Origin of the sequence: Sphingomonas sp. 37zxx (assembly GCF_000786205.1) — a bacterium.
Lineage (GTDB): Bacteria > Pseudomonadota > Alphaproteobacteria > Sphingomonadales > Sphingomonadaceae > Sphingomonas.
On the sequence record NZ_JROH01000001.1, the window covers coordinates 127,363 to 153,834 of the forward strand.

At 66.1% G+C, this 26,472-nt stretch carries 25 protein-coding genes and 1 other RNA gene; 17 read left to right on the plus strand and 9 right to left on the minus strand.

The features are described 5' to 3' along the window. Positions 1–594, plus strand: a complete 594-nt coding sequence (locus tag QU44_RS00625) for a thymidine kinase (protein WP_033919441.1) — start codon at positions 1–3, stop codon at positions 592–594. On the opposite strand, the gene QU44_RS17280 is transcribed toward QU44_RS00625, so the two are convergent. After that, positions 591–956 carry a hypothetical protein gene (locus QU44_RS17280; RefSeq protein ID WP_052134186.1) on the minus strand — a complete coding sequence of 122 codons (366 nt, stop codon included), beginning with the start codon at positions 954–956 and terminating at the stop codon, positions 591–593. The two genes, QU44_RS00625 and QU44_RS17280, sit on opposite strands and share 4 nt — an antisense overlap. Before the next feature lie 97 nt (positions 957–1,053). Between QU44_RS17280 and truB the strand changes: the two genes are divergently transcribed. The 5 genes from truB (at position 1,054) to QU44_RS00655 (ending at position 6,384) form a co-directional block, all read left to right on the plus strand. Then, positions 1,054–1,935: a tRNA pseudouridine(55) synthase TruB gene (gene truB / locus QU44_RS00635; protein ID WP_033919442.1), complete on the plus strand. Its 882-nt coding sequence runs from the start codon at positions 1,054–1,056 to the stop codon at positions 1,933–1,935. Between the two features lie 14 nt (positions 1,936–1,949). Continuing rightward, a complete protein-coding gene (gene rpsO, locus QU44_RS00640; protein ID WP_033919583.1) occupies positions 1,950–2,219 on the plus strand; it encodes a 30S ribosomal protein S15 in 270 nt (89 codons plus the stop codon). A gap of 178 nt (positions 2,220–2,397) precedes the next feature. After that, on the plus strand, positions 2,398–4,755 hold the full coding sequence (gene pnp / locus QU44_RS00645; protein ID WP_033919443.1) for a polyribonucleotide nucleotidyltransferase: 2,358 nt from the start codon (positions 2,398–2,400) through the stop codon (positions 4,753–4,755). Positions 4,756–4,894: 139 nt separating this feature from the next. Then, positions 4,895–5,914 carry a sensor histidine kinase gene (locus QU44_RS00650; protein WP_052134187.1) on the plus strand — a complete coding sequence of 340 codons (1,020 nt, stop codon included), beginning with the start codon at positions 4,895–4,897 and terminating at the stop codon, positions 5,912–5,914. Between the two features lie 98 nt (positions 5,915–6,012). Then, on the plus strand, positions 6,013–6,384 hold the full coding sequence (locus QU44_RS00655) for a hypothetical protein (protein WP_033919444.1): 372 nt from the start codon (positions 6,013–6,015) through the stop codon (positions 6,382–6,384). A gap of 55 nt (positions 6,385–6,439) precedes the next feature. Here QU44_RS00655 and ssrA read toward each other — a convergent pair. After that, positions 6,440–6,788, minus strand: a transfer-messenger RNA (tmRNA) gene (gene ssrA / locus QU44_RS17605). Positions 6,789–6,903: 115 nt separating this feature from the next. Between ssrA and QU44_RS00660 the strand changes: the two genes are divergently transcribed. Beyond that, positions 6,904–7,332, plus strand: coding sequence for an RrF2 family transcriptional regulator (locus tag QU44_RS00660; protein WP_033919445.1), 429 nt, complete (start codon positions 6,904–6,906; stop codon positions 7,330–7,332). A 191-nt stretch (positions 7,333–7,523) separates the two neighbouring features. Here QU44_RS00660 and mscL read toward each other — a convergent pair whose 3' ends face one another. Further along, entirely contained in the window at positions 7,524–7,979 is a 456-nt protein-coding gene (mscL, locus tag QU44_RS00665) for a large conductance mechanosensitive channel protein MscL (RefSeq protein ID WP_033919447.1), read from the minus strand. A 79-nt stretch (positions 7,980–8,058) separates the two neighbouring features. On the opposite strand from mscL, the gene QU44_RS00670 reads away from it, so the two are divergent. Continuing rightward, positions 8,059–8,598 (plus strand): NUDIX hydrolase, encoded by a 540-nt coding sequence (locus tag QU44_RS00670; RefSeq protein WP_033919448.1) that lies wholly within the window; start codon positions 8,059–8,061, stop codon positions 8,596–8,598. Here the strand turns inward: QU44_RS00670 and QU44_RS00675 are convergent. Then, positions 8,591–8,872: an ETC complex I subunit gene (locus QU44_RS00675; RefSeq protein ID WP_033919449.1), complete on the minus strand. Its 282-nt coding sequence runs from the start codon at positions 8,870–8,872 to the stop codon at positions 8,591–8,593. The genes QU44_RS00670 and QU44_RS00675 overlap by 8 nt on opposite strands. Positions 8,873–8,881: 9 nt before the next feature. Further along, on the minus strand, positions 8,882–11,398 hold the full coding sequence (gene hrpB / locus QU44_RS00680; RefSeq protein WP_033919451.1) for an ATP-dependent helicase HrpB: 2,517 nt from the start codon (positions 11,396–11,398) through the stop codon (positions 8,882–8,884). Positions 11,399–11,491: 93 nt separating this feature from the next. On the opposite strand from hrpB, the gene QU44_RS00685 reads away from it, so the two are divergent. Continuing rightward, positions 11,492–11,683 carry a hypothetical protein gene (locus tag QU44_RS00685; RefSeq protein ID WP_033919585.1) on the plus strand — a complete coding sequence of 64 codons (192 nt, stop codon included), beginning with the start codon at positions 11,492–11,494 and terminating at the stop codon, positions 11,681–11,683. Positions 11,684–11,743: 60 nt separating this feature from the next. Here QU44_RS00685 and QU44_RS00690 read toward each other — a convergent pair whose 3' ends face one another. After that, complete coding sequence (locus QU44_RS00690) at positions 11,744–12,757, minus strand: polyprenyl synthetase family protein (RefSeq protein WP_033919453.1); 1,014 nt, start codon at positions 12,755–12,757, stop codon at positions 11,744–11,746. Positions 12,758–12,856: 99 nt separating this feature from the next. On the opposite strand from QU44_RS00690, the gene QU44_RS00695 reads away from it, so the two are divergent. From QU44_RS00695 to QU44_RS00710, 4 genes are read left to right on the plus strand one after another with little or no spacing between them, the layout of a single operon-like run. Next, the gene (locus tag QU44_RS00695) at positions 12,857–13,135 is read left to right on the plus strand and encodes a chorismate mutase (protein WP_033919455.1); all 279 of its coding nucleotides are present in this window, start codon (positions 12,857–12,859) and stop codon (positions 13,133–13,135) included. A 56-nt stretch (positions 13,136–13,191) separates the two neighbouring features. Next, on the plus strand, positions 13,192–14,304 hold the full coding sequence (locus QU44_RS00700) for a glycosidase (RefSeq protein WP_033919456.1): 1,113 nt from the start codon (positions 13,192–13,194) through the stop codon (positions 14,302–14,304). After that, entirely contained in the window at positions 14,301–15,857 is a 1,557-nt protein-coding gene (locus QU44_RS00705) for an alpha-amylase family glycosyl hydrolase (protein WP_033919458.1), read from the plus strand. The genes QU44_RS00700 and QU44_RS00705 overlap by 4 nt, the downstream gene beginning before the upstream one ends. Next, positions 15,854–16,861 carry a glycosyltransferase family 4 protein gene (locus QU44_RS00710; RefSeq protein WP_033919460.1) on the plus strand — a complete coding sequence of 336 codons (1,008 nt, stop codon included), beginning with the start codon at positions 15,854–15,856 and terminating at the stop codon, positions 16,859–16,861. The genes QU44_RS00705 and QU44_RS00710 overlap by 4 nt, the downstream gene beginning before the upstream one ends. A gap of 119 nt (positions 16,862–16,980) precedes the next feature. Here the strand turns inward: QU44_RS00710 and QU44_RS00715 are convergent, their stop codons facing one another. Then, entirely contained in the window at positions 16,981–18,174 is a 1,194-nt protein-coding gene (locus tag QU44_RS00715) for an acetyl-CoA C-acyltransferase (protein WP_033919587.1), read from the minus strand. Positions 18,175–18,212: 38 nt separating this feature from the next. Continuing rightward, positions 18,213–19,001 (minus strand): crotonase/enoyl-CoA hydratase family protein, encoded by a 789-nt coding sequence (locus tag QU44_RS00720; protein WP_033919462.1) that lies wholly within the window; start codon positions 18,999–19,001, stop codon positions 18,213–18,215. A 162-nt stretch (positions 19,002–19,163) separates the two neighbouring features. On the opposite strand from QU44_RS00720, the gene QU44_RS00725 reads away from it, so the two are divergent. Further along, the gene (locus tag QU44_RS00725) at positions 19,164–19,622 is read left to right on the plus strand and encodes a PaaI family thioesterase (RefSeq protein WP_033919463.1); all 459 of its coding nucleotides are present in this window, start codon (positions 19,164–19,166) and stop codon (positions 19,620–19,622) included. Beyond that, complete coding sequence (locus tag QU44_RS00730; protein WP_033919465.1) at positions 19,619–19,996, plus strand: PaaI family thioesterase; 378 nt, start codon at positions 19,619–19,621, stop codon at positions 19,994–19,996. Before QU44_RS00725 ends, QU44_RS00730 begins: the two co-directional genes overlap by 4 nt. 50 nt (positions 19,997–20,046) lie before the next feature. On the opposite strand, the gene QU44_RS00735 is transcribed toward QU44_RS00730, so the two are convergent. After that, positions 20,047–22,521 carry a zinc-dependent metalloprotease gene (locus QU44_RS00735; RefSeq protein ID WP_033919588.1) on the minus strand — a complete coding sequence of 825 codons (2,475 nt, stop codon included), beginning with the start codon at positions 22,519–22,521 and terminating at the stop codon, positions 20,047–20,049. 36 nt (positions 22,522–22,557) lie between these two features. Here QU44_RS00735 and QU44_RS00740 point away from each other — a divergent pair, with 36 nt between their 5' ends. Further along, positions 22,558–23,136: an Lrp/AsnC family transcriptional regulator gene (locus QU44_RS00740; RefSeq protein ID WP_231621559.1), complete on the plus strand. Its 579-nt coding sequence runs from the start codon at positions 22,558–22,560 to the stop codon at positions 23,134–23,136. Positions 23,137–23,367: 231 nt separating this feature from the next. Further along, entirely contained in the window at positions 23,368–26,463 is a 3,096-nt protein-coding gene (locus QU44_RS00745; RefSeq protein ID WP_231621560.1) for a TonB-dependent receptor plug domain-containing protein, read from the plus strand. Positions 26,464–26,472: the final 9 nt, after the last annotated feature.

Consider the following 26,472-nt stretch of genomic DNA (forward strand, 5'->3'; position numbering starts at 1 on the left):
ATGGCCAAGCTCTATTTCTATTATGCCAGCATGAATGCGGGCAAATCGACCACGTTGCTGCAGGCCGATTTCAATTATCGCGAGCGCGGGCTTTCGACGATGTTGTTTACCGCGGCAATCGACGATCGGGAGGGCAAGGGGCGGGTGGGCGAGGGGCGGATCGCGTCGCGGATCGGGCTGTCGGCGGTGGCGACGCCGTTTGATGCGGCGACCGATTTGTTCGCCTGTGTCGGCGCGCGCGGGGCGGTCGATTGCGTGCTGGTCGACGAGGCGCAATTCCTGACGCCCGCGCAGGTCGATCAACTGGCGCGGCTCGCCGACGATGCCGGGGTGCCGGTGCTGGCCTATGGATTGCGGACCGACTTTCAGGGCGAGCTGTTTCCCGGATCGGCGCGGTTGCTGGCGATCGCCGATGCGTTGATCGAGCTGAAGTCGGTGTGCGCGTGCGGGCGCAAGGCGACGATGAACCTGCGGATCGATGGTGAGGGCAAGGCGGTGCGCGAGGGGCGGCAGACCGAGATTGGCGGGAATGATCGCTATGTCGCGCTGTGCCGCCGGCATTTTTGCGAGGCGATGGGGGAGAAGGCGGCCTAAGGTTTGGAGGGTTCGGTTTGGCCGGCGGTGGCGATGCCCCTGGTCCGCTCTGCCATGACGAGGCCGCGCAGCGCCTCGATCTCGAATACGAGTTCCTGGCTTTCCGAGTGCGACAGGCCGTCGCGCGCATAACGAAACGCTTTGAATCTTGTTGCGCCCGCCTGTCTGCGCAGACGCCTCGCCTCTTTGCGGCTGAGCTGGCCCGAGCGCTGGCCGTTGCGGATCGATTCGAGGATGTCGCGCGTGCCGTCGGCGGGCGCGGTCACTGGCGGGTCGTTTGCGGGGTTGTGCGGGGTGCGGCCGGCGTCCCAAATCTGCCCTGTCGCCGCGATTGCCAACCATGCTGCTGCCGAAAGAAACATCGCTGTCCTCCTCCTGTTAGGAGGGTCACCCCAGCGACCTTTCCAGAGGCTGAACGAAGCGCTGGGGTTTGGCGGCGGCAGCGGCTAAGCCGCCGCGATGCATGGCTGGATCATTCTCGACAAACCTTTGGGGCTGGGATCGACTCAAGGGGTGAGCGCGGTCAAGCGCGCGCTTCGCGCCGGGGGCTATGCCAAGGCCAAGGTGGGGCATGGCGGCACGCTCGACCCGCTGGCGACCGGCGTGCTGCCGATCGCGGTGGGCGAGGCGACGAAGTTGGCCGGGCGGATGCTCGATGCGAGCAAGGTGTATGACTTTACGATCGGTTTCGGGGTGCAGACCGATACGCTCGACCTCGAAGGCAAGGCGATCGCGCTAAGCGAGGTGCGGCCGACGCTGGCGGCGGTCGAGGCGGTGCTGGGGCAGTTCACCGGGCCGATCGAGCAGGTGCCGCCCGCCTATTCGGCGCTGAAGGTGGGCGGCGAGCGCGCTTATGATCTGGCGCGGGCGGGCGAGGAGGTGGTGCTGGCGACGCGCGCGGTGACGGTGTTTTCGCTGACGCTGGGCGACAGCGACGGCGAAACGGCGACGTTCACCGCGCATGTTTCGAAGGGAACCTATATCCGCAGCCTGGCGCGCGACATCGCGCTGGCGCTGGGCACTGTCGGGCATGTGACGATGCTGCGGCGGACGCGGGCGGGGCCGTTCGGGCTCGATACGGCGATTTCGCTGGACAAATTGGACGAAATGGCCAATGGACGCGCGCTTGAAGACATCATCCTGCCATTGAGGGCGGGGCTGGACGACATCCCGGCTCTACCCCTCTCCCCCGACCAGGCAGGTGCGCTCCGACAGGGGCGGGTGATGGTCGGGATTGTCGTAGACGATGGCCAATATTTTGCGACGCTGGACGATGTGCCGGTAGCGCTGGTGGAGGTTTCGGGCCGAGAGGCTCGTGTCGTTCGCGGCTTCAACCTCTAATCGAAAGGATGACGATGTCGATCACGCCCGAGCGCAAGGATGCGCTCATCAAGGAACATGGCCGCGCGAGCGGCGACACCGGCAGCCCCGAGGTCCAGGTCGCAATCTTGACCGACCGGATCGTCACGCTGACCGACCATTTCAAGACGCACGCCAAGGACAATCATTCGCGCCGCGGGCTGCTGATGATGGTCAACAAGCGCCGCACCTTGCTCGACTATCTGAAGAAGAAGGATGTCGAGCGGTATCAGTCGCTGATCGGCAAGCTGGGTCTTCGCAAATAATCTCAACGGCCTCCCTAGCGGGGGCCGTTTTGCTATCGGGGCCGGAGCAATTCGGTTTTGGCCCTGGGTTCCATCGCCCTAAAGCCCCGTTTCACGGGCGGCGGTGGAGACAAGTCGGGCTACCATCGGCCCGCATACAGGCCCCGGCGGCATCGGGCTGCCGGATGAAGGAAAATCAATGTTCGACATGAAGAAAGTGGAAATCGAGTGGGGCGGACAGACCCTGACGCTCGAAACCGGCCGCGTTGCGCGGCAGGCCGATGGTGCCGTGATGGCGACGTTGGGCGAGACCGTGGTGCTGTGCGCCGTCACCGCCGCCAAATCGGTAAAGGAAGGCCAGGATTTCTTTCCGCTGACCGTCCATTACCAGGAAAAATTCTCGGCTGCCGGCCGCATCCCCGGCGGCTTTTTCAAGCGTGAGCGCGGCGCGACCGAAAAAGAAACGCTGACCAGCCGCCTGATCGACCGTCCGATCCGCCCGTTGTTCCCAGAAGGGTTTTACAACGAGATCAACGTGATCTGCCAGGTGCTGTCCTATGACGGCGAGAACGAGCCCGACATCCTGGCGATGGTCGCGGCATCGGCGGCGCTGACGATTTCGGGCGTTCCCTTCATGGGCCCGATCGGCGCGGCGCGCGTCGGCTATGTCGATGGCGAATATGTGCTGAACCCCACCACCGCACAGGCGCGCGACGGCGAGCTCGACCTGGTCGTCGCCGCCACCGGCAACGCGGTGATGATGGTCGAATCCGAAGCCAAGGAGCTGTCGGAAGAAATCATGCTGGGCGCGGTGCAGTTCGCGCACAAGGCGTGCCGCCAGGCGGTGAACGCGGTGATCGACCTGGCCGAGCAGGCTGCCAAGGATCCCTGGGAAATGGCCGAGCAGGCCGATCTTTCAAAGGCCAAGGACAAGCTGAAGAAGCTGATCGGCAAGGACATCGCCGCCGCCTATAAGGTGACCGACAAGTCCAAGCGTTCGAACCTGCTCAACGAAGCGCGTGCCAAGGGCAAGGCGGCGTTCGCCGATGCCGCGCCGCAGGACCAGATGGCCGCCGGCAAGCTGATGAAGAAGCTGGAAGCCGACATCGTCCGCACCGCCATCCTGAAGGACGGCACGCGGATCGACGGTCGCACCACGACGCAGATCCGTCCGATCGAAGCGATGGTGCATTTCCTGCCGCGCGCGCACGGTTCGGCGCTGTTCACTCGCGGCGAGACGCAGGCGATCTGCACCACGACGCTGGGCACCAAGGACGCCGAGCAGATGATCGACGGCCTCGACGGCCTGAGCTATTCGAACTTCATGCTGCACTATAACTTCCCGCCCTATTCGGTCGGTGAAGTCGGTCGCTTCGGTGCGCCGGGCCGCCGCGAAGTCGGTCATGGCAAGCTCGCCTGGCGCGCGCTGCACCCGGTGCTGCCGAGCAAGGACGAGTTCCCGTACACGATCCGCGTCCTGTCCGACATCACCGAGTCGAACGGTTCGTCGTCGATGGCGACGGTCTGCGGCGGTTCGCTGTCGATGATGGATGCCGGCGTGCCGCTGAAGCGCCCGGTTTCGGGCATCGCGATGGGCCTGATCCTGGAAGGCAAGGATTTCGCGGTTATCAGCGACATCCTGGGTGACGAGGATCATCTGGGCGACATGGACTTCAAGGTCGCGGGCACGTCCGAGGGCATCACCACGATGCAGATGGACATCAAGATCGCCGGCATCACCGAAGAGATCATGCGCAAGGCGCTGGCACAGGCCAAGGAAGGCCGCGCGCACATCCTGGGCGAAATGGCCAAGGCGCTCGATTCGACCCGTACCGAGCTGTCGGCGCACGCGCCGCGGATCGAGACGATGCAGATCGACAAGGCCAAGATCCGTGAAGTGATCGGTACCGGCGGCAAGGTGATCCGCGAGATCGTCGCCACCACCGGCGCCAAGGTCGACATCGACGACGAAGGCCTGATCAAGGTGTCGTCGTCCGACGTGTCGCAGATCGAGGCCGCGATGGCGTGGATTCGCGGGATCACCGAGGAAGCCGAAGTCGGCAAGGTCTATGACGGCAAGGTCGTCAACCTGGTCGATTTCGGGGCGTTCGTGAACTTCATGGGCGGCAAGGACGGCCTGGTTCACGTCTCGGAAATCCGCAACGAGCGGGTCGAGAAGGTGGCCGACGTGCTGAGCGAAGGCCAGGCGGTGAAGGTCAAGGTTCTCGAAGTCGATCCGCGCGGCAAGGTTCGCCTGTCGATGCGCGTCGTCGATCAGGAAACCGGGGCCGAGCTGGAAGACACCCGCCCGGCGCGCGAGCCGCGTGAGGGTGGTGCCAGGGAAGACGGGCGCGGGCCGCGCGGCCCGCGGCGCGACGGTGACGGCGGCCGTGGCGGTCGTGGCGGCGGCGGCGGTGAGCGTGGCGGTCGCGACGAGAGCCGTGGTCCGCGGCGCGATCGCGGTGCAGGCGGCGGCGAAGGCCGTGGCCCGCGCGCCGAAGGATCGAAGGACGATGGCGGCGATATCGGCCTGCCTTCGTTCATCACCGAAAGCTGATCGCACGCCCATGTGACGGATGACGAAAGGGAGCTGTTCGCAGCTCCCTTTTTTCATGTGACAGGGCTGCAATCGGCGGCCAGCTTGCTTCAGATCAACGACAGTGCGGCATTTTGGTGGTGTGACGAAAGCGTTGCAGATGCGGGAGAACAAAGGGGGTGCGGGAACGCATCTGATCGAGCGGTTGCCGCTCTTGCCCGACCGGTCGTTGCTGGCCGTCGCGGCGACGGCGCTGTTGATCGCAGTCTCGTTCGCGCTTCGGGTGGTTGCCGATCCGGTGCTGCCGCCCGGTTTTCCCTTTGTCACTTTTTTCCCGGCGGTTATTCTCGCTTCGGCTCTTTTCGGAACCCGGATGGGCGTTCTGGCCGGCGTTACCTGCGGCTTGCTCGCTTGGTACTGCTTCATCGGCGAGAGATACAGCTTTGCGCTGAGTTGGAGTGGCATCGTGGCGATGGGATTTTACTCCTTCGTCGTCATAACCGACGTCGCCATCATCCATTGGATGCAGCGTGCGAACCGCAATCTGGCGCATGAACGCGAACTCAGCCGCACCCTGGCCGAAACCCGCGAATTGCTGTTCAGCGAACTCCAGCATCGCGTGTCGAACAATCTGCAGGTCGCCGCCGGCCTGATCACGCTGCAAAAGCGGCAGGTGCGCGACGAGGATGCCCGCGCGGCGCTGGACGAGGCGGCGCGGCGGTTAGGGCTGATCGGACGGATCAGCCGCCAGCTTTATGACGCAGGCGGCAGCGCGCGGCGGATGCGCGCTTTCCTGGAGCCGTTGTGCAACGACGTGATCGAGGCGAGCGGGCGCCCTGGCATATGCTGCAATGTCATCGTCGACGATGATGCGATGCTGTCGCCCGATGCGGCGATCCCGCTGGCGCTGATCGTAGCCGAAGCGATGGCGAATGCGATCGAGCATGGCTTTGCCGGGCGCGATCATGGCGTGATCGACGTCGAATTGTCGCGCGATGGCAAGGCGCAGGTGCAGATCGAAGTGCGCGATGATGGCCATGGCTTGCCCGACGGGTTCGACATCGAGGCCAGCGACAGCCTGGGCCTGCGGATCGCGCGCATGCTTGCCGGACAGCTCGAGGGCAGTTTCGAACTGGTGCGCGGCAATGGTGCGATCGCCCGGCTGATTCTGCCCGCCTGATCCTGCCCGGCCGATCGCGCCCGCCCGGTCTTGGGCAAGTACGGGGGAACGAACCCATGGCTCGACCGCTGAACGCCTGAACCAACAGGAGTGAACGCATGGACGACGATCGGGTCTGGACCTTTGAAGAAAGCCTGTGGACCGGCGATGCCGAGCATTATCGCGAGGCGATCGACGCCGAATGTCTGATGGTGCTGCCGACGCCGCCCTTCGTGCTGAGCGGCACCCAGGCGATCGAGGCGGTGGCGGATACGCCGCGCTGGGACATGGTACGCTTCAGTGACCAACGGATCGCCCGCCCGCAGGAAGGGCTGATCGTCGTCGCCTATGGCGTTGAGGCCAAGCGCGAGGGCGAGGAGCCCTATAGCGCGCATTGCACCTCGACCTATCGGCGGATCGAGCATGAATTGTGGCGGGTGGTGCAGCATCAGCAGACGCCGCCAGTGGTGGCGGTGGCGGAAGCAGGCTGAGCCGGGCCAGGGAATATGGTGGGGAGCTTCTGTTGCTCGGTGCTCCCCAAACCGCCGTAACGCTTCTGTTGCCCGGTGCGTCCAACCGCGCTTTTGGCCTACTTAACGTCCACCCGTGAGGGTATCAGTTAGGCAGCAATCGCGAATGCCTCGTTATCGTTGGCATTTATGTTATGGGCCATTGCGGCGGTCCCATGCCGAGCGAAAGCTGCGTCGTTGAACACACGTCGATCCTAGTTCGGCCCCGTCAGGACCGGTCGCGCCCTGAAAGGGCAACCGGTTTTGGTGGAGCCGCCGGGTACTGCCCCCGGGTCCGCTGCGCCTATGACACGCAACAATTTATCGCTATAGCCGGGCGAACCCGGCCCTCCTGATATAAGCCCTCGTGCGATAAAGGAAAGATGGCTGGCAGCGATGGCGCTGAAAAGCCGCTGGGGGAGCGCGTAAGCGCCGGTTCAGCCGGGAAATGTCACATACGCCTTTCCAACGCCACAAAGCGATGCCAAGGGACCATCGATCATGTTGACGCAGCGTTCCCGATACGCCCTTCGCGCGATGATCGTCCTTGCCGGCCAGCCGATCGCGGCTGCGCCGACACCGATGAATCGTATCGCCACCGAAGCGAATGTGCCGCGTAAGTTCCTCGAGCTGATCCTGGCCGATCTGCGCGAGGCGGGGTTCATCGTGTCGACTCGCGGCAAGGCCGGCGGCTATCGCATGGCGCGGCTGCCGCATCTGATTTCGCTGGGCGAGATCATCCGCGTGATCGAGGGGCCGCTGGCATTGGTGCCTTGCGTCAGCCGTACCGCCTATCGCCCCTGCGCCGATTGCAGCGACGAGGCGAGCTGCGCGATTCGGATCGCGATGGCGCGGGTGCGCGACGAAACCGCGCGGATCCTGGATGGGACGAGTTTGGCGGATACGCAGGCCGAGGCGCTGGCGGCGTAGGGCGTGCGCGAGCCCTCTCCCGCGTGCGGGAGAGGGTTGGGTGAGGGTTCTTCTGCTTCTTCTGCCATGCGCCCGCCCAAAACACCCTCACCGCTGCGACTAGGGGCCGCAAGGGCGACCCCAAGTCTCGCCCCCTCTCCCGCAAGCGGGAGAGGGTAGAGGGCTGCTCCTCTCCCGCAGGCGGGAGAGGGTTAGAGGGGCGCCCGGTTCTTTAGCTCGTCCCTGATCTCGCGCAGCAGCACGATGTCGGCGGGGTCGGCGGCGGGGGGCGCGGTGCCCTCGACCTTTTCCTTTTCCATTCGCGCCAGCATCCGGTTGACACTGCGAACCAGCAGGAAAACGATGAAGGCCAGGATGATGAAGTTGATCACCACGGTCAGGAACGCGCCATAGCCGAACAGCGGCACGCCGGCGGCCTTCAGCGCGGCATAATCGGTGAGCGACCCGGCATAGGCCGCGGGCACCGGCCCCAATCGAACGAAATAGCTGGTGAAATCGAACCCGCCAAAAACCGCGCCGATCACCGGCATGATGACATCGTCGGTCAGCGATTTGGTGATCGTGCCAAAGGCCGCGCCGATGATCACCCCGACCGCGAGATCGAGGACGTTGCCGCGTGCGATGAAGGTCTTGAACTCGTTCAACATGGCATTTCCCCCGCTTTGTCCGTTGCGGCATTTCCTAGCGCAGTCACCCGCGCTAGGCGAGCGGGTGAAAGGATCACCGATGGACCATTTCGACCATGACTCCCCTGTCGAGACGATGTGGGAGGGCCGCTTCATCACCGCCAAGCGCAAGGGGCGGTGGGAATATGTCGCGCGCGCGCGCGGCATCCGTGCGGCGGTGATCGTCGCGATCGATTCGGGGCATATCTTGCTGGTCGAGCAATATCGCGTCGCGCTGGGGCGCGCCTGTATCGAGATGCCCGCCGGGTTGATCGGCGACGAGACCGAGGGCGAGGACATGATGGTCGCGGCGGCGCGCGAGCTGGAGGAGGAAACAGGCTATCGCGCCGGGCGGCTTGAGTCGCTGGGCGAATATTTCTCGTCGCCGGGGATGGTCGCCGAAAGCTTCACCCTGGTCCGCGCGCATGATCTGGTGCGCGTGAGCGACGGCGGCGGGGTCGAGGGCGAAGGAATCACCGTCCACCGGGTGGCGCTTGGCGAGATCGCGGCGTTCGTCGAGGCCAAGCGCGCCGAGGGCTGTGCGATCGACGTCAAGATGCTGATGCTGCTGTCAGCAGCGTTGCTGGGCGCGGTTATTTGAAATTGTCGGCGTAAGCCTGAAGCTTGAGTTTGCGCACCGGCGCGGGGACGACGTGGAAGTCGATGCCTTCGCGCGTGGCATAGGCGGTGGCCGCCTCGAGCGTCGGGAAGCCGAGCTTCACCTGGTCGCGGACGTCGCCCGAACCCGCCCAGCCGGTGAGCGGATCGGGGCGCTTGGGCTCAGCCTGCTCGAATTCGAGCATCCAGCGGTCGGTGTTGGCGCGGCCTGAGGACATCGCATTCTTGGGGCGCTGATAGATACGGGCGTTGGGCATGGAGCTTCCTTATCGCGAACCGGCGCGGCGTGCATCCGCATTTTTCGTCCGCAGCGTCGGCGCGGCGGCGGCGGGGTCGTCGGGCCAGGGGTGGCGCGGATAGCGACCGCGCATTTCGCGCGCGACATCGGCCCAACTGCCCGCCCAAAAGCCCGGCAGGTCGCGCGTGGTCTGGATCGGGCGACCGGCGGGCGAGGTGAGGCTGAGCACCAGCGGCACGCGGTCACGCCCGATCGTGGGATGCTCGGCTAGGCCGAACAGCGCCTGGGGGCGAAGCTCGACCAGCGGGCCGGCTTCGGCGGCATAGTCGATCGCGTGCGACGAGCCGGCGGGGCTGTCGAAGCGCGGCGGGGCCAGGCGCTCGACGGTTTGCAGCGCGTCCCAGGGTAGCAGGTGCTGGAGCGCCTGGGTGAGGGCACCGGGGTCGATCGAATCGAGGCGGCGTTTGCCCGACAGCAGCGGGGGGAGCCATTGGTCGAGGTTGACCAGCAACGTGGCGTCATCGAGCGGGTGGCCGGCAAAGGCGGCGCGCGCGCGGAAGGCGGTGGCGGTGTCGCTGAAAGGCAGCAGCGCGAGGCCGTGGGCGCGGACGCCTTCGAGCAGCGCGGCTTCGATTTCGGGCGCGGTGGCGGCGGCGTCGGGGCCGCTCGACAGGCGGATCGCGCCGAGGCGGCGTTCGCGCAGCGCCTCGATCCTGCCGGTGTCGGGCATGAAGCGGACGCTGCGGCGGGTTTCGATCCGATCGCCGAACAGCGCCTCGACCGTGGCGAGGTCGATCGCGGCGGCAGAAAGGATGCGCGCGCCCGAGGCCATGCCCTGCGTCTCGGCGACCGCGAGCCATTCGGCACCGCTGAGCGAGGAGGCGGGGTCGAGCTGGAAACCGCGCCCGCCGACCGAGGCCCAGCGTGCGCCGCTGGGGTCGCGGCGGCGGGCGATTCGATCGGGGAAGGCGAGGGCGATGCACACTTCTTCTCCCCTTCCGCCTGCGGGAGGGGTTGGGGGTGGGCCTTGTCGCGAGCGGACCCTCGGTGAGACTTCAGGCCCACCCCCGGCCCCTCCCGCAAGCGGGAGGGGGGCGAACCGCGCCCAGCGTTCGGCTAGTTTGCGGCCCGATTCGGCGCGGGGGCCGCGTTCGGTTCGCCAGCGGCGCATGCGTAGTTCGAGATCGGGGTCGGTGCCGCCAAGGCCGCGTTCGCCGAGCAGCACCGCGACCTCGGCGGCGACGCGCGCAAGGCCGATTTCGCCCGCGCGCACCAGCATGTGGCCGAGGCGCGGCGGCAGCGGCAGCGCGGCGATCGCCTTGCCATGCGCGGTCGGGCGGCGATCCTGGTCGATTGCTTCGAGCACGCGGAGCCGGGCATGCGCCTCGTCGATCGCGGCGGCGGGGGGCGGATCGAGCCAGCGCAAGCTGCGCGGATCGTTGACGCCCCACAGCGCGCAATCGAGCGTCAGCGCCGACAAATCGGCCTCGAGGATTTCGGGGGGATCGAAGCGCGGCAACCCGGCGGTAGCGGCGGCTTCCCACAACCGATAGGCGATGCCGGGAGCCTGCCGCCCCGCGCGGCCCGCGCGCTGCGCCGCCGAGGCCTGGCTGGCGCGTTCGGTCACCAGCCGGGTCATGCCGGCGGCGCGATCGTAGCGCGGGCGGCGCGCGAGCCCTGAATCGACGACGATTCGGATGCCGTCGAGCGTCAGCGAGGTTTCGGCGATCGAGGTGGCGAGCACCACCTTGCGGCGTCCCTGCGGATCGGGCGCGATTGCGGCACGCTGGGCGGCGGGGTCTAGGCTGCCGTGGAGGCGGTGGAGGACGAAGCCGGGGCCGAGATCGCCGAGGCGATCGGCGGTGCGCTCGATCTCGGCAACGCCGGGCAGGAAGGCGAGCAACCCTCCTTCTGCTTCCCGCAACGCCTGGCGGATCGCGGGGGCCATCGAATCCTCGATCCGCCCCTCGGCGCGGCGACCGAGATGGACGATGTCGAGCGGGTAGCCGCGGCCTTCGCTTTCGACCACCGGCGAATCCCCAAGCAATGCGCCAAAGCGCGCGCCGTCGAGCGTCGCCGACATCGCGAGGATGCGAAGATCGGGGCGAAGCGCCGCCTGTGCATCGAGCGCGAGCGCCAGCCCGAAATCGCTGTCGAGGCTGCGTTCATGGACTTCATCGAACAGCACCGCCGACACGCCGGCAAGCTCGGGATCGGCCTGGATGCGATTGACGAAGATACCTTCGGTGAGGACGGTGACTCGAGTCGCGCCCGATCGCTTGCTGTCCATCCGCGTCGCATAGCCAAAGCTGCGGCCCACCGGCTCGCCCGCCAGCGCCGCCATCCGCTCGGCAGCGGCGCGTGCGGCGAGGCGGCGCGGCGAGAGCAGCAGCACTTCGCCGTCGCACCAGGGCTGGTCGAGCAATGCGGGGGCGATCGCGGTGGTCTTGCCCGCGCCAGGCGGCGCGACGACCACCGCGTTGCTGCCGGCACGCAATGCCTTGAGCAATTCGGGCAATATGGCAAGGATCGGCAAGGTGCTCATCACGATTCTCGCTACCCGCGTGGGAGCCAAGGCACAATTCGTGCGTATGGGGTCGTGCGTATCGAATGGGCACCCCTGCGAATGGAGACGAACATGGCAAAGGCACTGGCAAGCTTCGCGATCACCCCGACCGGCGACGGGTATCTGTTGATGATCGAGGACGAGGATGGCGACACGATCGAAATGACCGCGACCTTCGAGCAGCTCGACCTGCTGGCCGAAGCAGTCGACCAGCAGTTGAACGGCGATGAAGAAGACGTGCTGGGCGTCGAAGACGAAGAGTAAGCGGCGAAGGCATAAAAAGGCCGGGGCGGGCCTGCAACGGCTCGCCCCGATCCTTGCCGATCAATAAGCGCGGGCGACCGCGAATTCGACCGCTTCGACCATCGTTTCCTTGGCAGTGCTGGCCGGGAACATGCCGAGCGCGTCGACTGCCCGCTGGCCATAATGGCGCGCGCGGGCGAGCGTATCGTCGACCGCGCGGGTTTCGCGCACCAGTTCGATCGCGCGCGCGAATTCGGCATCGCCGTTGCGACGCCCCTCGACCGCGTCCTTCCAGAATTTGCGCGCTTCGGTGTCGCCGCGCGCATGCGCGAGGATGACCGGCAGCGTCATCTTGCCCTCGCGGAAATCATCGCCCGCATCCTTGCCCATCGTGCCTGCGTCCGAAACATAATCGATCGCGTCGTCGACCAATTGGAAGGCGATGCCGAGATTGCGGCCATAGGCATCGAGCGCCATTTCCTCACGCTCAGGCCGTTCGGCGACGACCGCAGCGATTCGGCAGGCGGCGGCGAACAAGGCGGCGGTCTTGGCCCCGATGATTTCGAGATAGCGTTCCTCGCCGATTTCGATCCGGCGCGCGGCGGTGAGCTGGTTGACCTCGCCTTCGGCGATCACTGCCGATGCGTTCGACAGGATCTTGAGCACTTTCAGGCTGCCATCTTCGACCATCAGCTCGAACGAGCGGCTGAAGAGGAAATCGCCGACCAGGACGCTGGCCGGATTGCCCCAGATGACGTTGGCGGTGCGGCGGCCGCGCCGCAGGTCCGACCCGTCGACGACATCGTCGTGCAGCAAGGTGGCGGTGTGGATGAATTCGACCGCGGCGGCGAGGCGGTGATGCCGGGTGCCGGCATAATCGAGCACCGCGGCGCTGGCGAGGGTCAGCATCGGCCGCAATCTTTTGCCGCCGCCGGCGATCAGATGCCCGGCAAGCTCGGGGATCAGCGGGATATCCGATTGCATGCGATCGATGATGACCGCGTTGACGCGGTTCATGTCATGCGCGGTGATGCCGATCATCGGATCGAGCGACGGGGCGGGGCGGCCGGCGAGGCGATGCACGGTTGCAGTCATCACTTGGCGACTTGGGCGTTCGGCGCGCCAAACGCAACTGCTTGCGTGAACCCGTAGCGTCAGCTTAGGGCTTTTGTCATCGCAACAGGGGGGCCGACGATGGCAGACGACACGCTTGGCCGGTATCGCCAGAGCATCGACAATATCGACATGGCGCTGGTGTGCCTGCTCGCCGAACGCTTCAAGGTGACGCAGGCGGTGGGCGAATATAAGGCGCGAGCCGGGTTGCCGCCCGCCGATCCGGGGCGCGAGGAGGCGCAGATTGCGCGGCTGCGCGGGCTGGCCAAGGACGCCGATCTCGATCCCGAATTCAGCGAGAAATTCCTGCGCTTCATCATCGATGAGGTGATCCGCCACCACGAGCGGTTGCAGGGCTGAGGTTGGGGCGGGTTGAAGCTGGACAGTCGCGGTACTGACGCCCAAGCCGGGACGCCATGACCGACCATCTGATCTTCACCCCCGACGATGTCGACCTGACGCGCTCGCCGCTTCGGCGCTCGCTCGATGAACCAACCTTCGTGCTGGGAGCGTTCAATCCCGGCTTCACGCGGCTGGCCAATGGCAATTTGCTGCTGATGGTGCGCGTGGCCGAGGCGCTGGTGCAGCCGGTGGTCGATGGCCATGCGCGGACGATCCGCTGGACGGCGAAGGGTTATGTGCTCGATCGTTTCGCGGTGGACGAGATCGACATGGCCGATCCGCGCCAGTTCGAATTGAAGGGGCGGCGCAACCGGCTGCTGGGGCTGACGTCGCTGTCGTGGCTGTTGCCGGTCGAGATCGATCCCCAGGGCGAGCGGGTGGTGGCGGTGCATTATGACCGCGCGATCGAACCGCAGGCGAACTGGCAGGATTATGGCATCGAGGATGCGCGGATCAGCCGGATCGGTGCGCGCTGGTATATGACGGTGTGTGCCGTTTCCGCCGAGCGGCATTCGACTGCGCTCTATACTTCCGACAATGCGCTCGACTGGCGATGCGAGGGGATGGTGCTCGATCACCAGAACAAGGACATGCTGTTGTTCGAGGGGCTGGTCGGCGGGCGGTTCATGGCGCTGACGCGGCCACTGGGCGAATGTTATTTCGCCTATCCGGGGACCAGCGAATGGGCGGGCGGGCCGTCGATCAACTTCGCGCAATCGCCCGATGCGCTGCACTGGAAACCGATCGAGGCACCGGGAATCCGCGCGCGCGCCGGATCGACCTCGGCGCTCAAGGTCGGCGGGGGGACGCCGCCGGTGCTGACCGATGCCGGGTGGCTGACGCTGTATCATGGGGTCGAGCAGCAGGCGTCGGTGGGGGTGTATCGGACGTTCTGGGCGCTGTTCGACCGCGACGATCCGACGCGGATATTGGCGGTTGAGGATCGGGTGCCGCTGATCGAGGCCAATGCCGCGCTGACCGCGCATCTGGCGCATCAGATGTATCTGCCGAGCCCGGTGGTGTTCTCGACCGGCATGGTCGATGGCGGCGATGACTGGATCGTCGCGTCGGGCGAGGCCGATCTGGCGTGCCGGATGACGCGGGTGGCCAAGGGGGTGTTCGGGTGAGCGCGCCCTGGTGGCAGAGCGCGGTGCTGTATCAGGTCTATCCGCGATCGTTTCAGGATTCGAACGGCGACGGGATCGGCGACCTGGCAGGGATCACCGCGCGGCTCGACGATCTGGTGGCGCTGGGCGTCGATGCGCTGTGGATTTCGCCGGTGTTTCCCTCGCCAATGGCCGATTTCGGCTATGACGTGGCCGATTATTGCGACATCGACCCGCGCTTCGGGACGCTGGCCGAGATGGACCGGCTGGTGAGTGAGGCGCATGCACGCGGGCTGAAAGTGCTGCTCGATTACGTGCCCAATCATTCTTCGGACCAGCATCCGTGGTTCACCGCGAGCCGGTCGTCACGCGATGATCCCAAGCGCGACTGGTATATCTGGCGCGACGCTGCGCCCGATGGCGGGCCGCCCAACAACTGGATCAGCGATTTCGGCGGGCCGGCCTGGGAATGGGATGCCGCGACCGGGCAATATTACGCGCATGCGTTTCTGGCGCAGCAGCCCGATCTCAACTGGCGCAACCCCGAGCTTCGTGCGGCGATGCTCGACGTGCTTCGCTTCTGGTTCGATCGCGGGATCGACGGGTTTCGCATCGACGTGCTGTGGCACATGATCAAGCATGCCGATTTCATCGACAATCCGGTGAACCCCGATTGGCATGGCGGCATGCCAGAGATGGACCGGGTGCATCAGACGCATTCGACCGACCAGCCCGAGGTACACGCCATCGCCCGCGAGATGCGCGCGATTGCCGATGCGGCGGGCGAGCGGTTGCTGGTGGGGGAGATCTATCTGCCGGTCGATCGGCTAATGAAATACTATGGCGGCGTACATCTGCCGCTGAACTTTCAGTTGATCGGGGCGGAGTGGCATGCGCCGTCGTTGCTGGCGCTGATCGAGGGGTATGAGCGCGCGCTGCCCGAGGGGGGCTGGCCCAATTGGGTGCTGGGCAATCACGATCGACCGCGCGCGGCGACTCGCTTCGGCGCTGAGCAGGCGCGGGTGGCGGCGATGTTGCTGCTGACGCTGCGCGGTACGCCGACAATCTATTATGGCGACGAGATCGGGATGGCCGACGTCGCGATTCCGCCCGAGTGCGTGCAGGACCCGCGCGAATTGCGCGAGCCGGGCAAGGGGCTGGGGCGTGATCCGGTGCGGACGCCGATGGCGTGGGACGACAGCGCGAACGGCGGCTTTACCAGCGGCGAGCCGTGGTTGCCGCTGCATGCCGACTGGCCCACGCGCAACATGGGCGTGCAGCGCGACGAGGCGGGGTCGATGTGGCGGCTGTATCGCGACCTGCTGGCGCTGCGGCGTGCGACGCCAGCGCTGGCGCTGGGCGATTGGGCGGCGGTGGCGAGTGTCGGCGAGGTGCTCGCCTATGAGCGGCGGCTGGGCGACGCGCGCGCGCTGGTGGTGCTGAACCTTGGCACCGCATACGCCCCGTTCGCGCTGCCCGATTGGGCGGCGGGGCTGTCGGTGGTGCTTTCGAGTGCCGGGGGCGATGCCGATCCGCGATTGCTAGGCCCCAATGAAGGACTGATCCTGGCATGAAGATCGCGATGATCGCACCGATCGCGTGGCGCACCCCGCCGCGCCATTATGGGCCGTGGGAGCTGGTGACGAGCCTGTTGACCGAGGCTTTGGTGGCGCGTGGGATCGACGTGACCCTGTTTGCGACGCAGGATTCGATCACCGCCGCGACGCTCGCAGGCGTGGTGCCCGCCGCCTATAGCGAAGACCCGGCGATCGACGCGAAGGTGTGGGAACATGCCCATCTGGCGCATGTGTTCGAGCGGGCGGGCGAGTTCGACCTGATCCACAACCAGGCCGATTTCCCCGCGCACGCCTTTGCCAATCTGGTGCCGACGCCGATGGTGACGACGATCCACGGCTTTTCGAGCGACCGAATCCTGCCGATGTACAAGCCGTATGAGAACCGGGTGCATTTCGTCGCGATCAGCGATGCCGACCGGCATCCTTCGCTTCGCTACGCAGCGACGATCCATCATGGGATTCCGCTGGGCGACTTCAGCTTCGACGCACGGGGCAGCGACGACCTGCTGTTCTTCGGGCGGATGCACCCCGACAAGGGCGCGGCCGAGGCGATTGCGGTGGCGCAGGCGACGGGGCGCGAGCTGGCGATGTACGGGATCGTGCAGGACCAGGGCTATTACGAGCGCGAGGTGGTGCCGTGGCTGAGCGACCGAATCCGCCACCCCGGCGCGGTCGGCGGGGCGGAGCGGATCGCGGCGCTGGGGCAGGCGCGGGCGCTGCTGCACCTCATCAATTTCGACGAGCCGTTCGGGCTGTCGGTGATCGAGGCGATGGCGTGCGGCACCCCGGTGATCGCGATGCGGCGCGGGAGCATGGCCGAACTGATCGAGCATGGGGTGAACGGGTTTCTGGTCGACAGCCTCGACGAGGCGATCGCGGCGGTCGAGCGGGTGGGCGAGATCGACCGGGCGGCGTGCCGGCGCAGCGTCGAGGCGCGGTTTTCGATCGAGGCGATGGCGGCGAAATATGAGGCGCTGTACCGGGATATTCTGGGGGGGTAGCGCGGGATGCGTTTATCGTGACCCGTCGCCCGTCTCTTCGTCATTCCTGCACAGGCGTTTGTTCATGGCTGGTACACGGGGCTCTGGGTTCCCGCTTTCGCGGGAATGACGAGGGTGGTTCAGACGATTTCGAACAGGCCTGCCGCGCCCATGCCACCGGCGGTGCACATCGATACCACGACATAGCGCACCCCGCGGCGGCGGCCTTCGATCAGCGCGTGGCCGACCATGCGGCTGCCGGTCATGCCGAAGGGGTGGCCGATCGCGATCGCGCCGCCGTTGACGTTGTAGCGTTCAGGATCGATGCCGAGCGCGTCGCGGCAATAGAGGCATTGGCTGGCAAAGGCTTCGTTGAGCTCCCACAGGCCGATATCGGCGACGGTCAGCCCGGCGCGGTCGAGCAATTTGGGGATCGCGAACACCGGGCCGATGCCCATTTCCTCAGGGGAGCAGCCCGCGACCTGGAAGCCGCGATAGATGCCGAGGATGGGCAGGTTTTCGGCCTGTGCGGTGGCGCGGTCCATCACGATCTGCGCGGCGGCACCGTCGGAAAGCTGGCTGGCATTGCCCGCGGTGACGAAGCGCCCTTGGGCAACAACCTCGCCGCCCTTCCAGACGGGCTTGAGCGCGGCGAGCCCTTCGGCGGTGGTGCCCGCGCGGATGCCCTCGTCCTGGGTGACGGTGACCGGTTCGGTGCCGGTGTGGACGCCCTGTTTGTCGATCAGCGCCTTTTCGACCGTGATCGGTGCGATCTCGGCATCGAACGCGCCGCTGGCGAGGCCGGCGGCGGCGCGCTGCTGGCTTTGCGCGGCATAGGCATCCTGCGCCTCGCGGCTGATGCCGTAGCGATCGGCGACTATCTCGGCGGTTTCGATCATCGGCATATAGGCGTGCGGCACCCGATCGAGCACCGAGCGATTGGGGTAACGCGGCGCGTCCTTCATCGTCAGGCTGATCGATTCCATGCCGCCCGCCAGCGCGACATCGAGGTCGCCGGCGATGATCGAACGCGCGGCGAGCGCGACCGCGGTGAGCCCCGAGCCGCATTTGCGATCGAGCGAGAAGGCGGGGATGCTTTGCGGCAGGCCGGCGGCGAACAGCGACATGCGTGCCAGGTTCGCGCCCTGCGTCCCCCATTGGTTGCCCGCGCCGAAGAAGACATCGTCGATCCGCGCGGGGTCAATCCCGGCGCGTTCGATCGCGGCGCGCATGACATGGCCGCCGAGCACCGGCGCTTCGGTGGCGTTGAAATAGCCGCGCCCGGCCTTGCCGATGCCGGTGCGCGCGGTTGAGATGATGACGGCTTCGCGCATGGGGGCGGCTTCGCGCATGGGAAATCCTTCAGGCTGGATCAGTCGGTGAAGACGGGTACTCGGTCTGCCATGTTTGCGCGGACCGCTTCAAGCTGGTTGGGGGTGCGCATCAGCCGGGCCTGTTCTTCGCTTTCGGCGCGCAGAATGGTGGCGGGGGCGGCGTCGGCGGCGAGGTTGGCGAGCCGTTTGGCGGCGCGCACCGCCTGCGGATGCCGCGCGGCGATCTGGCGCGCGAGGTCCATGGCGGCAGCGTGCGGATCATCGGCAAGGCGGGTGACAAAGCCATGCGCCAGCGCTTCGGCGGCATCGAATTCGCGGGCGGTATAGACCAGTTCGCGCAGCACATCGTCGCGCACGATCGTCCGCCACAGCGCAAAGCCCGCCATGTCGGGCACGATGCCCCATTTCAGCTCCATGATCGACAAGCGGGTGGCGGGCGCACAGATGCGGATGTCGGCCCCGCCCATCACCTGGAAACCGCCGCCGAACGCGATGCCATGCACCGCGGCGATCACCGGCACGGGCAGGGTGCGCCAGCCCCAAGCGGCCTGCTGATACAAATTGCTGTCGCCGCCGCAATTGCGCGCTTCGAGCGATGCGCCCGAGCCGCCGGTCGCCATGCTGGCCATGTCGAGCCCGGCGCAAAAGGCGCGCCCCTCGCCCGACAGCACCACACAGCGCAAGCCCGGCGTTTCGCCCAGGCGAAGGATGGTGCCGGCGAGGGCGGCGAACATCTGGGGATCGAGCGCGTTCATCTTTTCGGGTCGTGACAACCGCACATCGGCGATCCCGCCCTCGATCATGGTCGTAACGCGCTGCTCGCTCATCCTTGGGCTCCGTCGGTTGGGTGAGGGCTTATGACGTCATAAGGCCGGACAAGCGAGTAGCTTCGTAACGATGGCCGATACCCGCCGTGCCATGCCGCTGTTCGCCGCCGCCGATTCGAGGTTCGGTTGGCGCTGCCGCGATCGCGCGCTAAGGGGCGCTGCATGAGCATCGCGCCAGACTTCCAGTTCGATCCGGCCCGTTTTTTCGAAGCGCGCGTGGGCGGTCACGGCGCGGCGGTGGGGATCGGATACCGCGCGCATGGCGAGGATTGGGCCGAGCTGACGCTGCCCTATGACGAGCGGCTGATCGGTGACGTCACCACCGGGGTGATCGCGTCGGGACCGATCCTGACGCTGATGGACATGGCGACCAGCGTCGCGATCTGGCTGAAGCGCGGGCAGTTCGTGCCGCAAGCGACGCTTGACCTGCGGATCGATTATCTGCGACCCGCGACACCGGGGCGGACGGTGATCGGGCGCGGCGAATGCTATCGGCTGACGCGCAGCATCGCGTTCGTGCGCGGGCAGGCGCATGACGGCGACCCTGATGACCCGCTGGCGCATGTCGCGGGGACGTTTATGTTTACCGAGGTAGGCACGGCTACCGAGGCGGGCAAATGACGCTGCCGCCCTATGCGCAATTGCTGGGGATTATCGCCGAGCGCGAGCCGGGTGCGGCGACCGAGCTGGTGATGCCCTTCACCCCCGAAGTGCTGGGGCGGCCCGGGTTCGTCCATGGCGGCGCGCTGGGTGGGCTGCTCGAAATGGCGGCGATCGTCGCGCTGACCGAAGCGCTGGGCAAGGATGCCGCGCGGGTGAAGCCGGTGAACGTCACGATCGATTTCATGCGCGGCGGGCGCGAGAAGCCGACGCGCGCGGCGGGCACGGTCACGCGGCTGGGTACGCGGATCGCCAATGTCGAGGCGGTGGCGTGGCAGGATTCGCGCGACAAGCCGATCGCGGCGGCGCGGATGCATTATCTGTTGGTGCGGTAGCGCCGGGGCCATCCCGCCGTTGCAACGGCAGGATGGCGTTTTGCGGTTGATCAGTCGCCGAACCAGCCGGTGTCGCCGATCGGCATGCCCGGCGGCACCGGCGGAGTAGCGGGCATCTTGTCGAGCTCGCGCTGGAGCCGCTCGTCATCGGCGAGCAATGCCGCCAGGTGGCGGCGCCAGGCGGCATCCTCGCCCGATCCGCGCTGGGTAAAGCTGGTCGCGAGGCGTTGCAGCCGGTCGCCGATCGCCGCCGCCACTTCGGGGGAGGCCATCGGATCGCGGCCGGCTCGGGCCATGCTCATGACGGTGCGGAAGGCGATGCGGCGACCGACCGCATCCTGGCGCGGGGCGATTGCGGCGGCTTCGATCCGGTCGAACAAGGTGTCGAGGCCGGGGAGCGATGCGTCGCGGCGATGCTGTTCGACCATGCGCGCGAGGCGTGCGGGGGCGAGCAGCGAGCCGAGCGTGACTTGCGCGGCGACATCGGCGGCGACCAGGGGATCGAAGGCGGCGGCGCCCGAGGTGCGGAAGATTTCCTGGGTATATTGCGGATCGTCGCGCGCGGTGGTGGCCGACGACAGCGGCATCACCAGCGCCGCGGGCACCGTCAGCGTGTCGGTCGCCAGGGTCGCGAGCATCGCGTCGATCGCCGCCAATTGCACGTCGGCGGCAACCGGGATGGCGGGGGGCTGGCCGTCGCCTGCCACCGCATAGCTATAGTCGATCCCGCCGATCAGCTTGCCCGCCGCATCGGCGGCATAGCGATGGAGCAGCCAGACGGGGACGAATTTGCGGCGCAGGTTCGACAGCGGCTCGTCCTGTCGCAACACGCCGGGGCCGAAATTGTTGAGCGCGACGCTGCGTACCGCCAGCGTCTGGCGAAGATGCGCGACCGGGTCGGCACCATCGTCCCACATGCTGCCCCAGGGGCTGGCGGCATCGGCCGAGCGGCCATCGACATCGGTGATAAAGCGCATGCCGCCGTCCATCGCCGCCTTGGCCTTGGCGCGGGCGGCGGTGTCGGGATCGATGCCGGGGGCGGGATCGGCATAGAGCCAGTCGACGGTGAAGGCGTCCCATTTGCCGCCGGGCGGGGCATAGGCATCGGACAGGTCGATCTGCCCGCCGGTGAGCTTCAGCCGGGGGCCGGGATAGTCCATCACCGAGGCGCGCTCCTGCGTGCTGGCGGCGAAATTATGCATGATGCCGATCGCGTGGCCGACTTCGTGCGCGCCCAATTGGCGGATTCGATCGAGCGCGGCGCGTACCGGATCCTGGGGGCCGCCGCTGCCATTGCCCGCGGTGCCGACCAGCCCTTCGAAGATGATCATATCCTGCCGCACGCGAAGCGCGCCGATGACGACATTGCCCTTGACGATCTCGCCGGTGCGCGGATCGACGATGCCGCCGCCATAGGACCAGCCGCGGGTCAGCCGGTTCGACCAGTTGACCATGTTGTAGCGGACGTCGAGCGGATCGGCGTCCTGGGGCAGCAATTCGGCGCGGAAGGCACCGACCAGCCCGGCTTCGTCGAACGCGCGGGTCCAGTAGTTCACCCCCTCCATCAGCGCGGTGCGGATCGGTTCGGGGGCGGCGCGGTCGATGTAAAAGACGATCGGTTTCTTGACCGGCGAGCGCGGTGCCGAGGGATCGGTCTTTTCGAGGCGGAAGCGGTTGGCGACTTGCTGTACCACCGGCGCGCCGAGCGGGGTGCCATAATCATAATATTGGTTGCCGCCCGCCGCCGAGCGGATGTCGAACGCGCGCGGGACATAGCCGGGGGCAGGCAGGCGGATGAAGCTGTGGTGGACGACGAAGCTGGTCTGGCGCGGTTCGGGCACCAGCCGTTCGACCTCGCGCCCCGGCGTATCGGTCTGATAGGTCTGGAGCGCGTCGATTTCGATATTGTCGGGAAAGGCTTTGACCGAGGTGGGATCGACCGCGCTCAATCCTTCGGCAAGGCGAAAGCCGCGTCCGCCGCCACCGCCGCCACCCGCACCGCCGGGACTGCCCCCGGCGGGTGCGCCGCGATTGAGCGTGTCGGCGATGCCGATGACATCGCGAGTGAGGAAGGGGGCCATGTCGACCACCAAGGGGCCGCTGGTGCTGTCGACGATGTCGAGCATCGCGACGATGCTGAAGGGAAAGCTGGTGCGTCCGCCTTCGGCGACCTTGGCATCGCCGGTGGCGCGGAATTTGTGGTTTTCGAAGGTGACCGCGACCTTCTTGCCGATCCGGCGAAACGCGATGATCTGTTCGCCGCCGAGCATCCCGCGATCGAGGCGAAGGTCAGCCGAGCCGAGCCCGGTACGCAGCGCGGTGGCATAGAGATAGCGGCCCGACACGCCATCGGCATCGGGGGCGGGAAGCGTGAAGAGGACGCGGCCATCGGCGGGGTTGGCGCGCACCGGCAGCAGGGTGGGCGCGGCCTGCCCGGTCGGCGCGTTCTGGCCGGTTTGTGCGTGCGCCGATAGCGCGCCGATCATCGCCGTGGCAGCCGCCGTCATCCACCATTTCATCTGCATGTGCGCTTCCCCCTGGTTCGATCGCGTGACGCTAGCATGATCGGTGTTGCGCTTTCCGGCAATCGCCAGCAGTTTCGGTGGGAAATGCGCCAATATCCTGCGCGCAGGAGACGTTCATTGCCGGAAACCGACACCAACGAGTTGAACTTTACCGATTTTCGAATCCTGCGTGAGCTGGTGAAGGATGGCCGCGCATCCGATGTCGCGCTGGGGGAACGGGTGCATCTGTCGAGCACCGCGACCGCCCGCCGGCGCAAGCTGTTGGAAGAGCGGGGAATCATTCAGGGCTATACCGCCGATGTCGATATGGCGAAGCTGGGCTTCAGCATCGGCGTGCTGGTGCAGATCGAATTGAGCAGCCAGGCCGAACAGGTACTCAACGAATTCGAAGCGGCGGTGGTCAAATGCCCGTCAATGTCGTTTTGCAGCTTTGTATCGGGCGACATTGATTTCGTGATGATGGTCCACGTCAAATCGTTCGACGATTATGACCGGGTCTATCGCAAGGAATTGTCGACGCTGCCGCATGTCGCGCGGGTTCGCAGCAGCTTTCTGATGCGCGAAGTCGCGACTCGCCATGTCGCGCCATCGGTTCTAGGCGCTGTAACAGTGTAACATGCACGAAAGCTGCGTCGCAATGGGGCGTTGTGACGGAATCAGTCAATATGGACCTTTAAACAGGGTAAAAATTGCCGGAAACCCCCACGCGGGTGCTGTTAGGGTACAACAATCGACATGATAGCCGAGCGGCAAAAAACAGCCGGCGCGTGAAGATGCAGGGAACCAAGAAAAGCGAAACGCCGGGAGAGGAACGCCCAAGGCAACGCACGTTCAAGGGGGTCCCATATGCAATTTTCGCGCAGCGTCGCCGTGCAGGTCGACGTCGTATCGCTTCACCGCCGTTATCGTCGCCTGCTGGGTGCAGGGGTGGCCATGGCGCTATGCCTGACCGCGCAGGTCGCCGCAGCGCAGACCGAGACGTTTCAGACCGCATCGACGCCGCTGGCGGACGATCAGACCAATAGCGGTCCCGGCAAATCATCGCCGGGGGACGGCGAAACGGTCAATTCGCCGGGGGGCAAGCCCGACCTGCTGGCCGATAGCGACGACGGCGCGGCGGCGGCGGCGCAGGACGATGGGCAGATCACCATCACCGGATCGCGGATCGAGCGCGACGGATACAACGCGCCGACCCCGGTGAGCATCATCAGCGCCAAGGAATTGCGGACCGAGGCCCCGGCCAACATCGCCGATTTCGTCAATACGCTGCCATCGGTGCGCGGCAGTTCGACCGCGAGCAATTCATCGGGGTCGCTGTCGAACGGGCTTGCCGGCATCGCATCGGTGAACCTGCGATCGCTGGGCGCCAATCGCACGCTGGTGTTGTTCGACGGGCAGCGATCGGTGGCATCGTCGACGACCGGCATCGTCGATGTGAACACCTTCCCCCAGGCGCTGATCGAGCGGATCGAAGTGGTTACCGGCGGTGCATCGTCGGCCTATGGTTCGGACGCGGTATCGGGCGTCATCAACTTCATCCTCGATCGCGACTTCACCGGGCTGAAGGGCGATTATGAATATGGCGTCACCACTTATTCGGACGGGCCGAACCACAAGATATCGCTGACCGGCGGCATGCCCTTTGCCGATGGTCGCGGGCATGTGATCGTCAGCGCCGAGGCATTCACCCAGAAGGGCGAGCACACGATCAATCGCGACTGGAACCAGGCCGGCTTTTTCCAGATCGACAACCCCGCCTATACGCCGACCAACGGCCAGCCGGCGCGGCTGGTGCAGGGCGGCATCGGCACGTCGCAATTCACGCCGGGGGGCCTCATCAGCACCGGCCCGTTTCGCGGCACCTATTTCGGGACGATCGGGGCGGGTGGCCCAAGCCTGAACCAGTTGCAGTTCGGGCCGACCAACGGCCAGTGGATGGTCGGCGGCGACTATCTGATCACGCGCGAAAACCATATCGGCACCAATACGCTGATCCCCGACGAGGATCGTTCGAGCATCTTCGGCCGGGTGGAATATGAGGTGATGCCCGAGGCGACGCTGTTCCTGACCGGCAGCTATGCCCATTATGAGGGCAACAGCTTTTACCAGCAGACGCCATCGACCGGGGTGACGCTGCAAGTCGCGCCCAGCGCCGCCAATGGCGGGCTGATCAACGCCTATCTGCCGACCGCGTTCATCAACCAGGTGAATGCGTATAACGCGACGCCGGGCAATACGCGGGTCAACACCGTGGCGATCGGCACCAGCAATGCGGGCATCCCGGCGCAGGGGAGCAACAACACGCGCGACGTGTTTCGCGTCGTCGGCGGGGTCGAGGGCGAATTCGCCGCGATCGGCCGCGACTGGCGCTGGGACGCCTATGTCCAGCGCGGCGTTGCCAAGGTCGACGAATTGCTGACCAATACCTGGAACACGGCGCGGATGGCATTGGCGACCGATGCGGTGTTCGCGCCGGCGGGCAATGCTGCGGGAATTGCGCCGGGCACGATCACCTGCCGATCGACGCTGACCAATCCGGGCAATGGCTGTGTCCCGATCAACCGTGTCGGCGTGGGCGGCGTCACCCAGGGCGCGCTTGATTACATCTTCAACGACGGCAACCAGCCGCTGCGCGAACAGACGCTGAAACAGACCGTGGCGGCGCTCAATTTTTCGACCAAGCGCTTGTTCGACAATTGGCAGGGGCCGGTGTCGATCGCCTTCGGGGCCGAAGCGCGGCGGGAATCGGTGACCGGCACGGTCGATCCGCAGTTCAACTCAGGCTGGCTGTACGGCAATTACCTGGTCACCGAGGGCGAATTCTCGGTCTATGAAGGCTATCTGGAAACGGTGTTCCCGCTGTTCAAAGGGGCCGATCTGAACGGTGCCTATCGCCTGACCAACTATTCGACCTCGGGCAGCGTCAGCACCTGGAAAGTGGGCCTGACCTGGCAACCGATCAGCGATTTCCGGCTGCGCGGGACGGTTTCGCGCGACATTCGCGCGCCCAACCTTGGCGAATTGTTCGCGCCAGGCACCGCGCGCACCAACACCGTCAACGTGCCGTTGGCGGGCGGCGCATTCCGTGCCGACCAGTTTCTGGAGCAGACGGTGGGCAACCCCCAACTCGCGCCGGAAATTGCCAAGACCTATGGTGCGGGTGTCATCTTCACCCCCAGCTTCGTGCCCGGCTTCGCGGCTTCGGTCGACTATTACAATATCGACCTGAGCGGGGCGATCAGCAACTATACCGCGCAGACGACGGTCGATCTTTGCTATGAACAGGCCAATGCCGATGCCTGCCAGAACATCACGACCACGGCAGGCGTTGGGGGCACCCAGGCAGGCGCGGCGATCACCGGCATCCGGCTGACGCCGTTCAACTTCGTCGGCGTCAAATCCGAAGGGCTTGATTTCGAGGCGAGCTATCGCCGGCCACTTGGGGGCGGGCAGATGACGTTGCGCGCGCTGGCGACGCATTATCTGAGCCTCTACACCGACAATGGCGTCGATTTTCCGACCGAAGCGGCGGGGCAGAATAGCGGCAACACGCCGGATTGGACCTATCGTCTGACCGCCGCATACGACAAGGACGGGGTCGGCCTGCAACTGACCGGGCGCGGCTTGTCCGGCGGCGTGTATAACAACGACTTCATCGAATGTCAGACGACCTGCCCGCCATCGACGGTGCAGAACCGCACGATCAACGACAATCAGATCGCCGGGGCCTTCTATCTCGATTTCGCTGCGAACTATGCGTTCGAAGTGCAGGGAGCCAAGCTGCAGGCGTTCCTGTCGGTTCGTAACATCCTCGATACCGATCCGGTGCTGGTGGGCAATGGCCCGACGGGCAACAATACGCCGGCATATCCGCAGACCAACCGCAACCTCTATGACTTTCTCGGCCGGGTGTACCGGCTGGGCATGCGCTTTGCGTTCTGATGACGAAAC

Excerpts from the sequence above, each read along its gene's own strand:
- QU44_RS00625 (WP_033919441.1), top strand. The coding sequence starts at position 1 with ATGGCCAAGCTCTATTTCTATTATGCCAGCATGAATGCGGGCAAATCG.
- QU44_RS17280 (WP_052134186.1), bottom strand. The coding sequence starts at position 956 with ATGTTTCTTTCGGCAGCAGCATGGTTGGCAATCGCGGCGACAGGGCAG.
- truB (WP_033919442.1), top strand. The coding sequence starts at position 1,054 with ATGCATGGCTGGATCATTCTCGACAAACCTTTGGGGCTGGGATCGACT.
- rpsO (WP_033919583.1), top strand. The coding sequence starts at position 1,950 with ATGTCGATCACGCCCGAGCGCAAGGATGCGCTCATCAAGGAACATGGC.
- pnp (WP_033919443.1), top strand. The coding sequence starts at position 2,398 with ATGTTCGACATGAAGAAAGTGGAAATCGAGTGGGGCGGACAGACCCTG.
- QU44_RS00650 (WP_052134187.1), top strand. The coding sequence starts at position 4,895 with ATGCGGGAGAACAAAGGGGGTGCGGGAACGCATCTGATCGAGCGGTTG.
- QU44_RS00655 (WP_033919444.1), top strand. The coding sequence starts at position 6,013 with ATGGACGACGATCGGGTCTGGACCTTTGAAGAAAGCCTGTGGACCGGC.
- QU44_RS00660 (WP_033919445.1), top strand. The coding sequence starts at position 6,904 with ATGTTGACGCAGCGTTCCCGATACGCCCTTCGCGCGATGATCGTCCTT.
- mscL (WP_033919447.1), bottom strand. The coding sequence starts at position 7,979 with ATGTTGAACGAGTTCAAGACCTTCATCGCACGCGGCAACGTCCTCGAT.
- QU44_RS00670 (WP_033919448.1), top strand. The coding sequence starts at position 8,059 with ATGGACCATTTCGACCATGACTCCCCTGTCGAGACGATGTGGGAGGGC.
- QU44_RS00675 (WP_033919449.1), bottom strand. The coding sequence starts at position 8,872 with ATGCCCAACGCCCGTATCTATCAGCGCCCCAAGAATGCGATGTCCTCA.
- hrpB (WP_033919451.1), bottom strand. The coding sequence starts at position 11,398 with ATGAGCACCTTGCCGATCCTTGCCATATTGCCCGAATTGCTCAAGGCA.
- QU44_RS00685 (WP_033919585.1), top strand. The coding sequence starts at position 11,492 with ATGGCAAAGGCACTGGCAAGCTTCGCGATCACCCCGACCGGCGACGGG.
- QU44_RS00690 (WP_033919453.1), bottom strand. The coding sequence starts at position 12,757 with ATGACTGCAACCGTGCATCGCCTCGCCGGCCGCCCCGCCCCGTCGCTC.
- QU44_RS00695 (WP_033919455.1), top strand. The coding sequence starts at position 12,857 with ATGGCAGACGACACGCTTGGCCGGTATCGCCAGAGCATCGACAATATC.
- QU44_RS00700 (WP_033919456.1), top strand. The coding sequence starts at position 13,192 with ATGACCGACCATCTGATCTTCACCCCCGACGATGTCGACCTGACGCGC.
- QU44_RS00710 (WP_033919460.1), top strand. The coding sequence starts at position 15,854 with ATGAAGATCGCGATGATCGCACCGATCGCGTGGCGCACCCCGCCGCGC.
- QU44_RS00715 (WP_033919587.1), bottom strand. The coding sequence starts at position 18,174 with ATGCGCGAAGCCGTCATCATCTCAACCGCGCGCACCGGCATCGGCAAG.
- QU44_RS00720 (WP_033919462.1), bottom strand. The coding sequence starts at position 19,001 with ATGAGCGAGCAGCGCGTTACGACCATGATCGAGGGCGGGATCGCCGAT.
- QU44_RS00725 (WP_033919463.1), top strand. The coding sequence starts at position 19,164 with ATGAGCATCGCGCCAGACTTCCAGTTCGATCCGGCCCGTTTTTTCGAA.
- QU44_RS00730 (WP_033919465.1), top strand. The coding sequence starts at position 19,619 with ATGACGCTGCCGCCCTATGCGCAATTGCTGGGGATTATCGCCGAGCGC.
- QU44_RS00735 (WP_033919588.1), bottom strand. The coding sequence starts at position 22,521 with ATGCAGATGAAATGGTGGATGACGGCGGCTGCCACGGCGATGATCGGC.
- QU44_RS00740 (WP_231621559.1), top strand. The coding sequence starts at position 22,558 with ATGATCGGTGTTGCGCTTTCCGGCAATCGCCAGCAGTTTCGGTGGGAA.
- QU44_RS00745 (WP_231621560.1), top strand. The coding sequence starts at position 23,368 with ATGCAATTTTCGCGCAGCGTCGCCGTGCAGGTCGACGTCGTATCGCTT.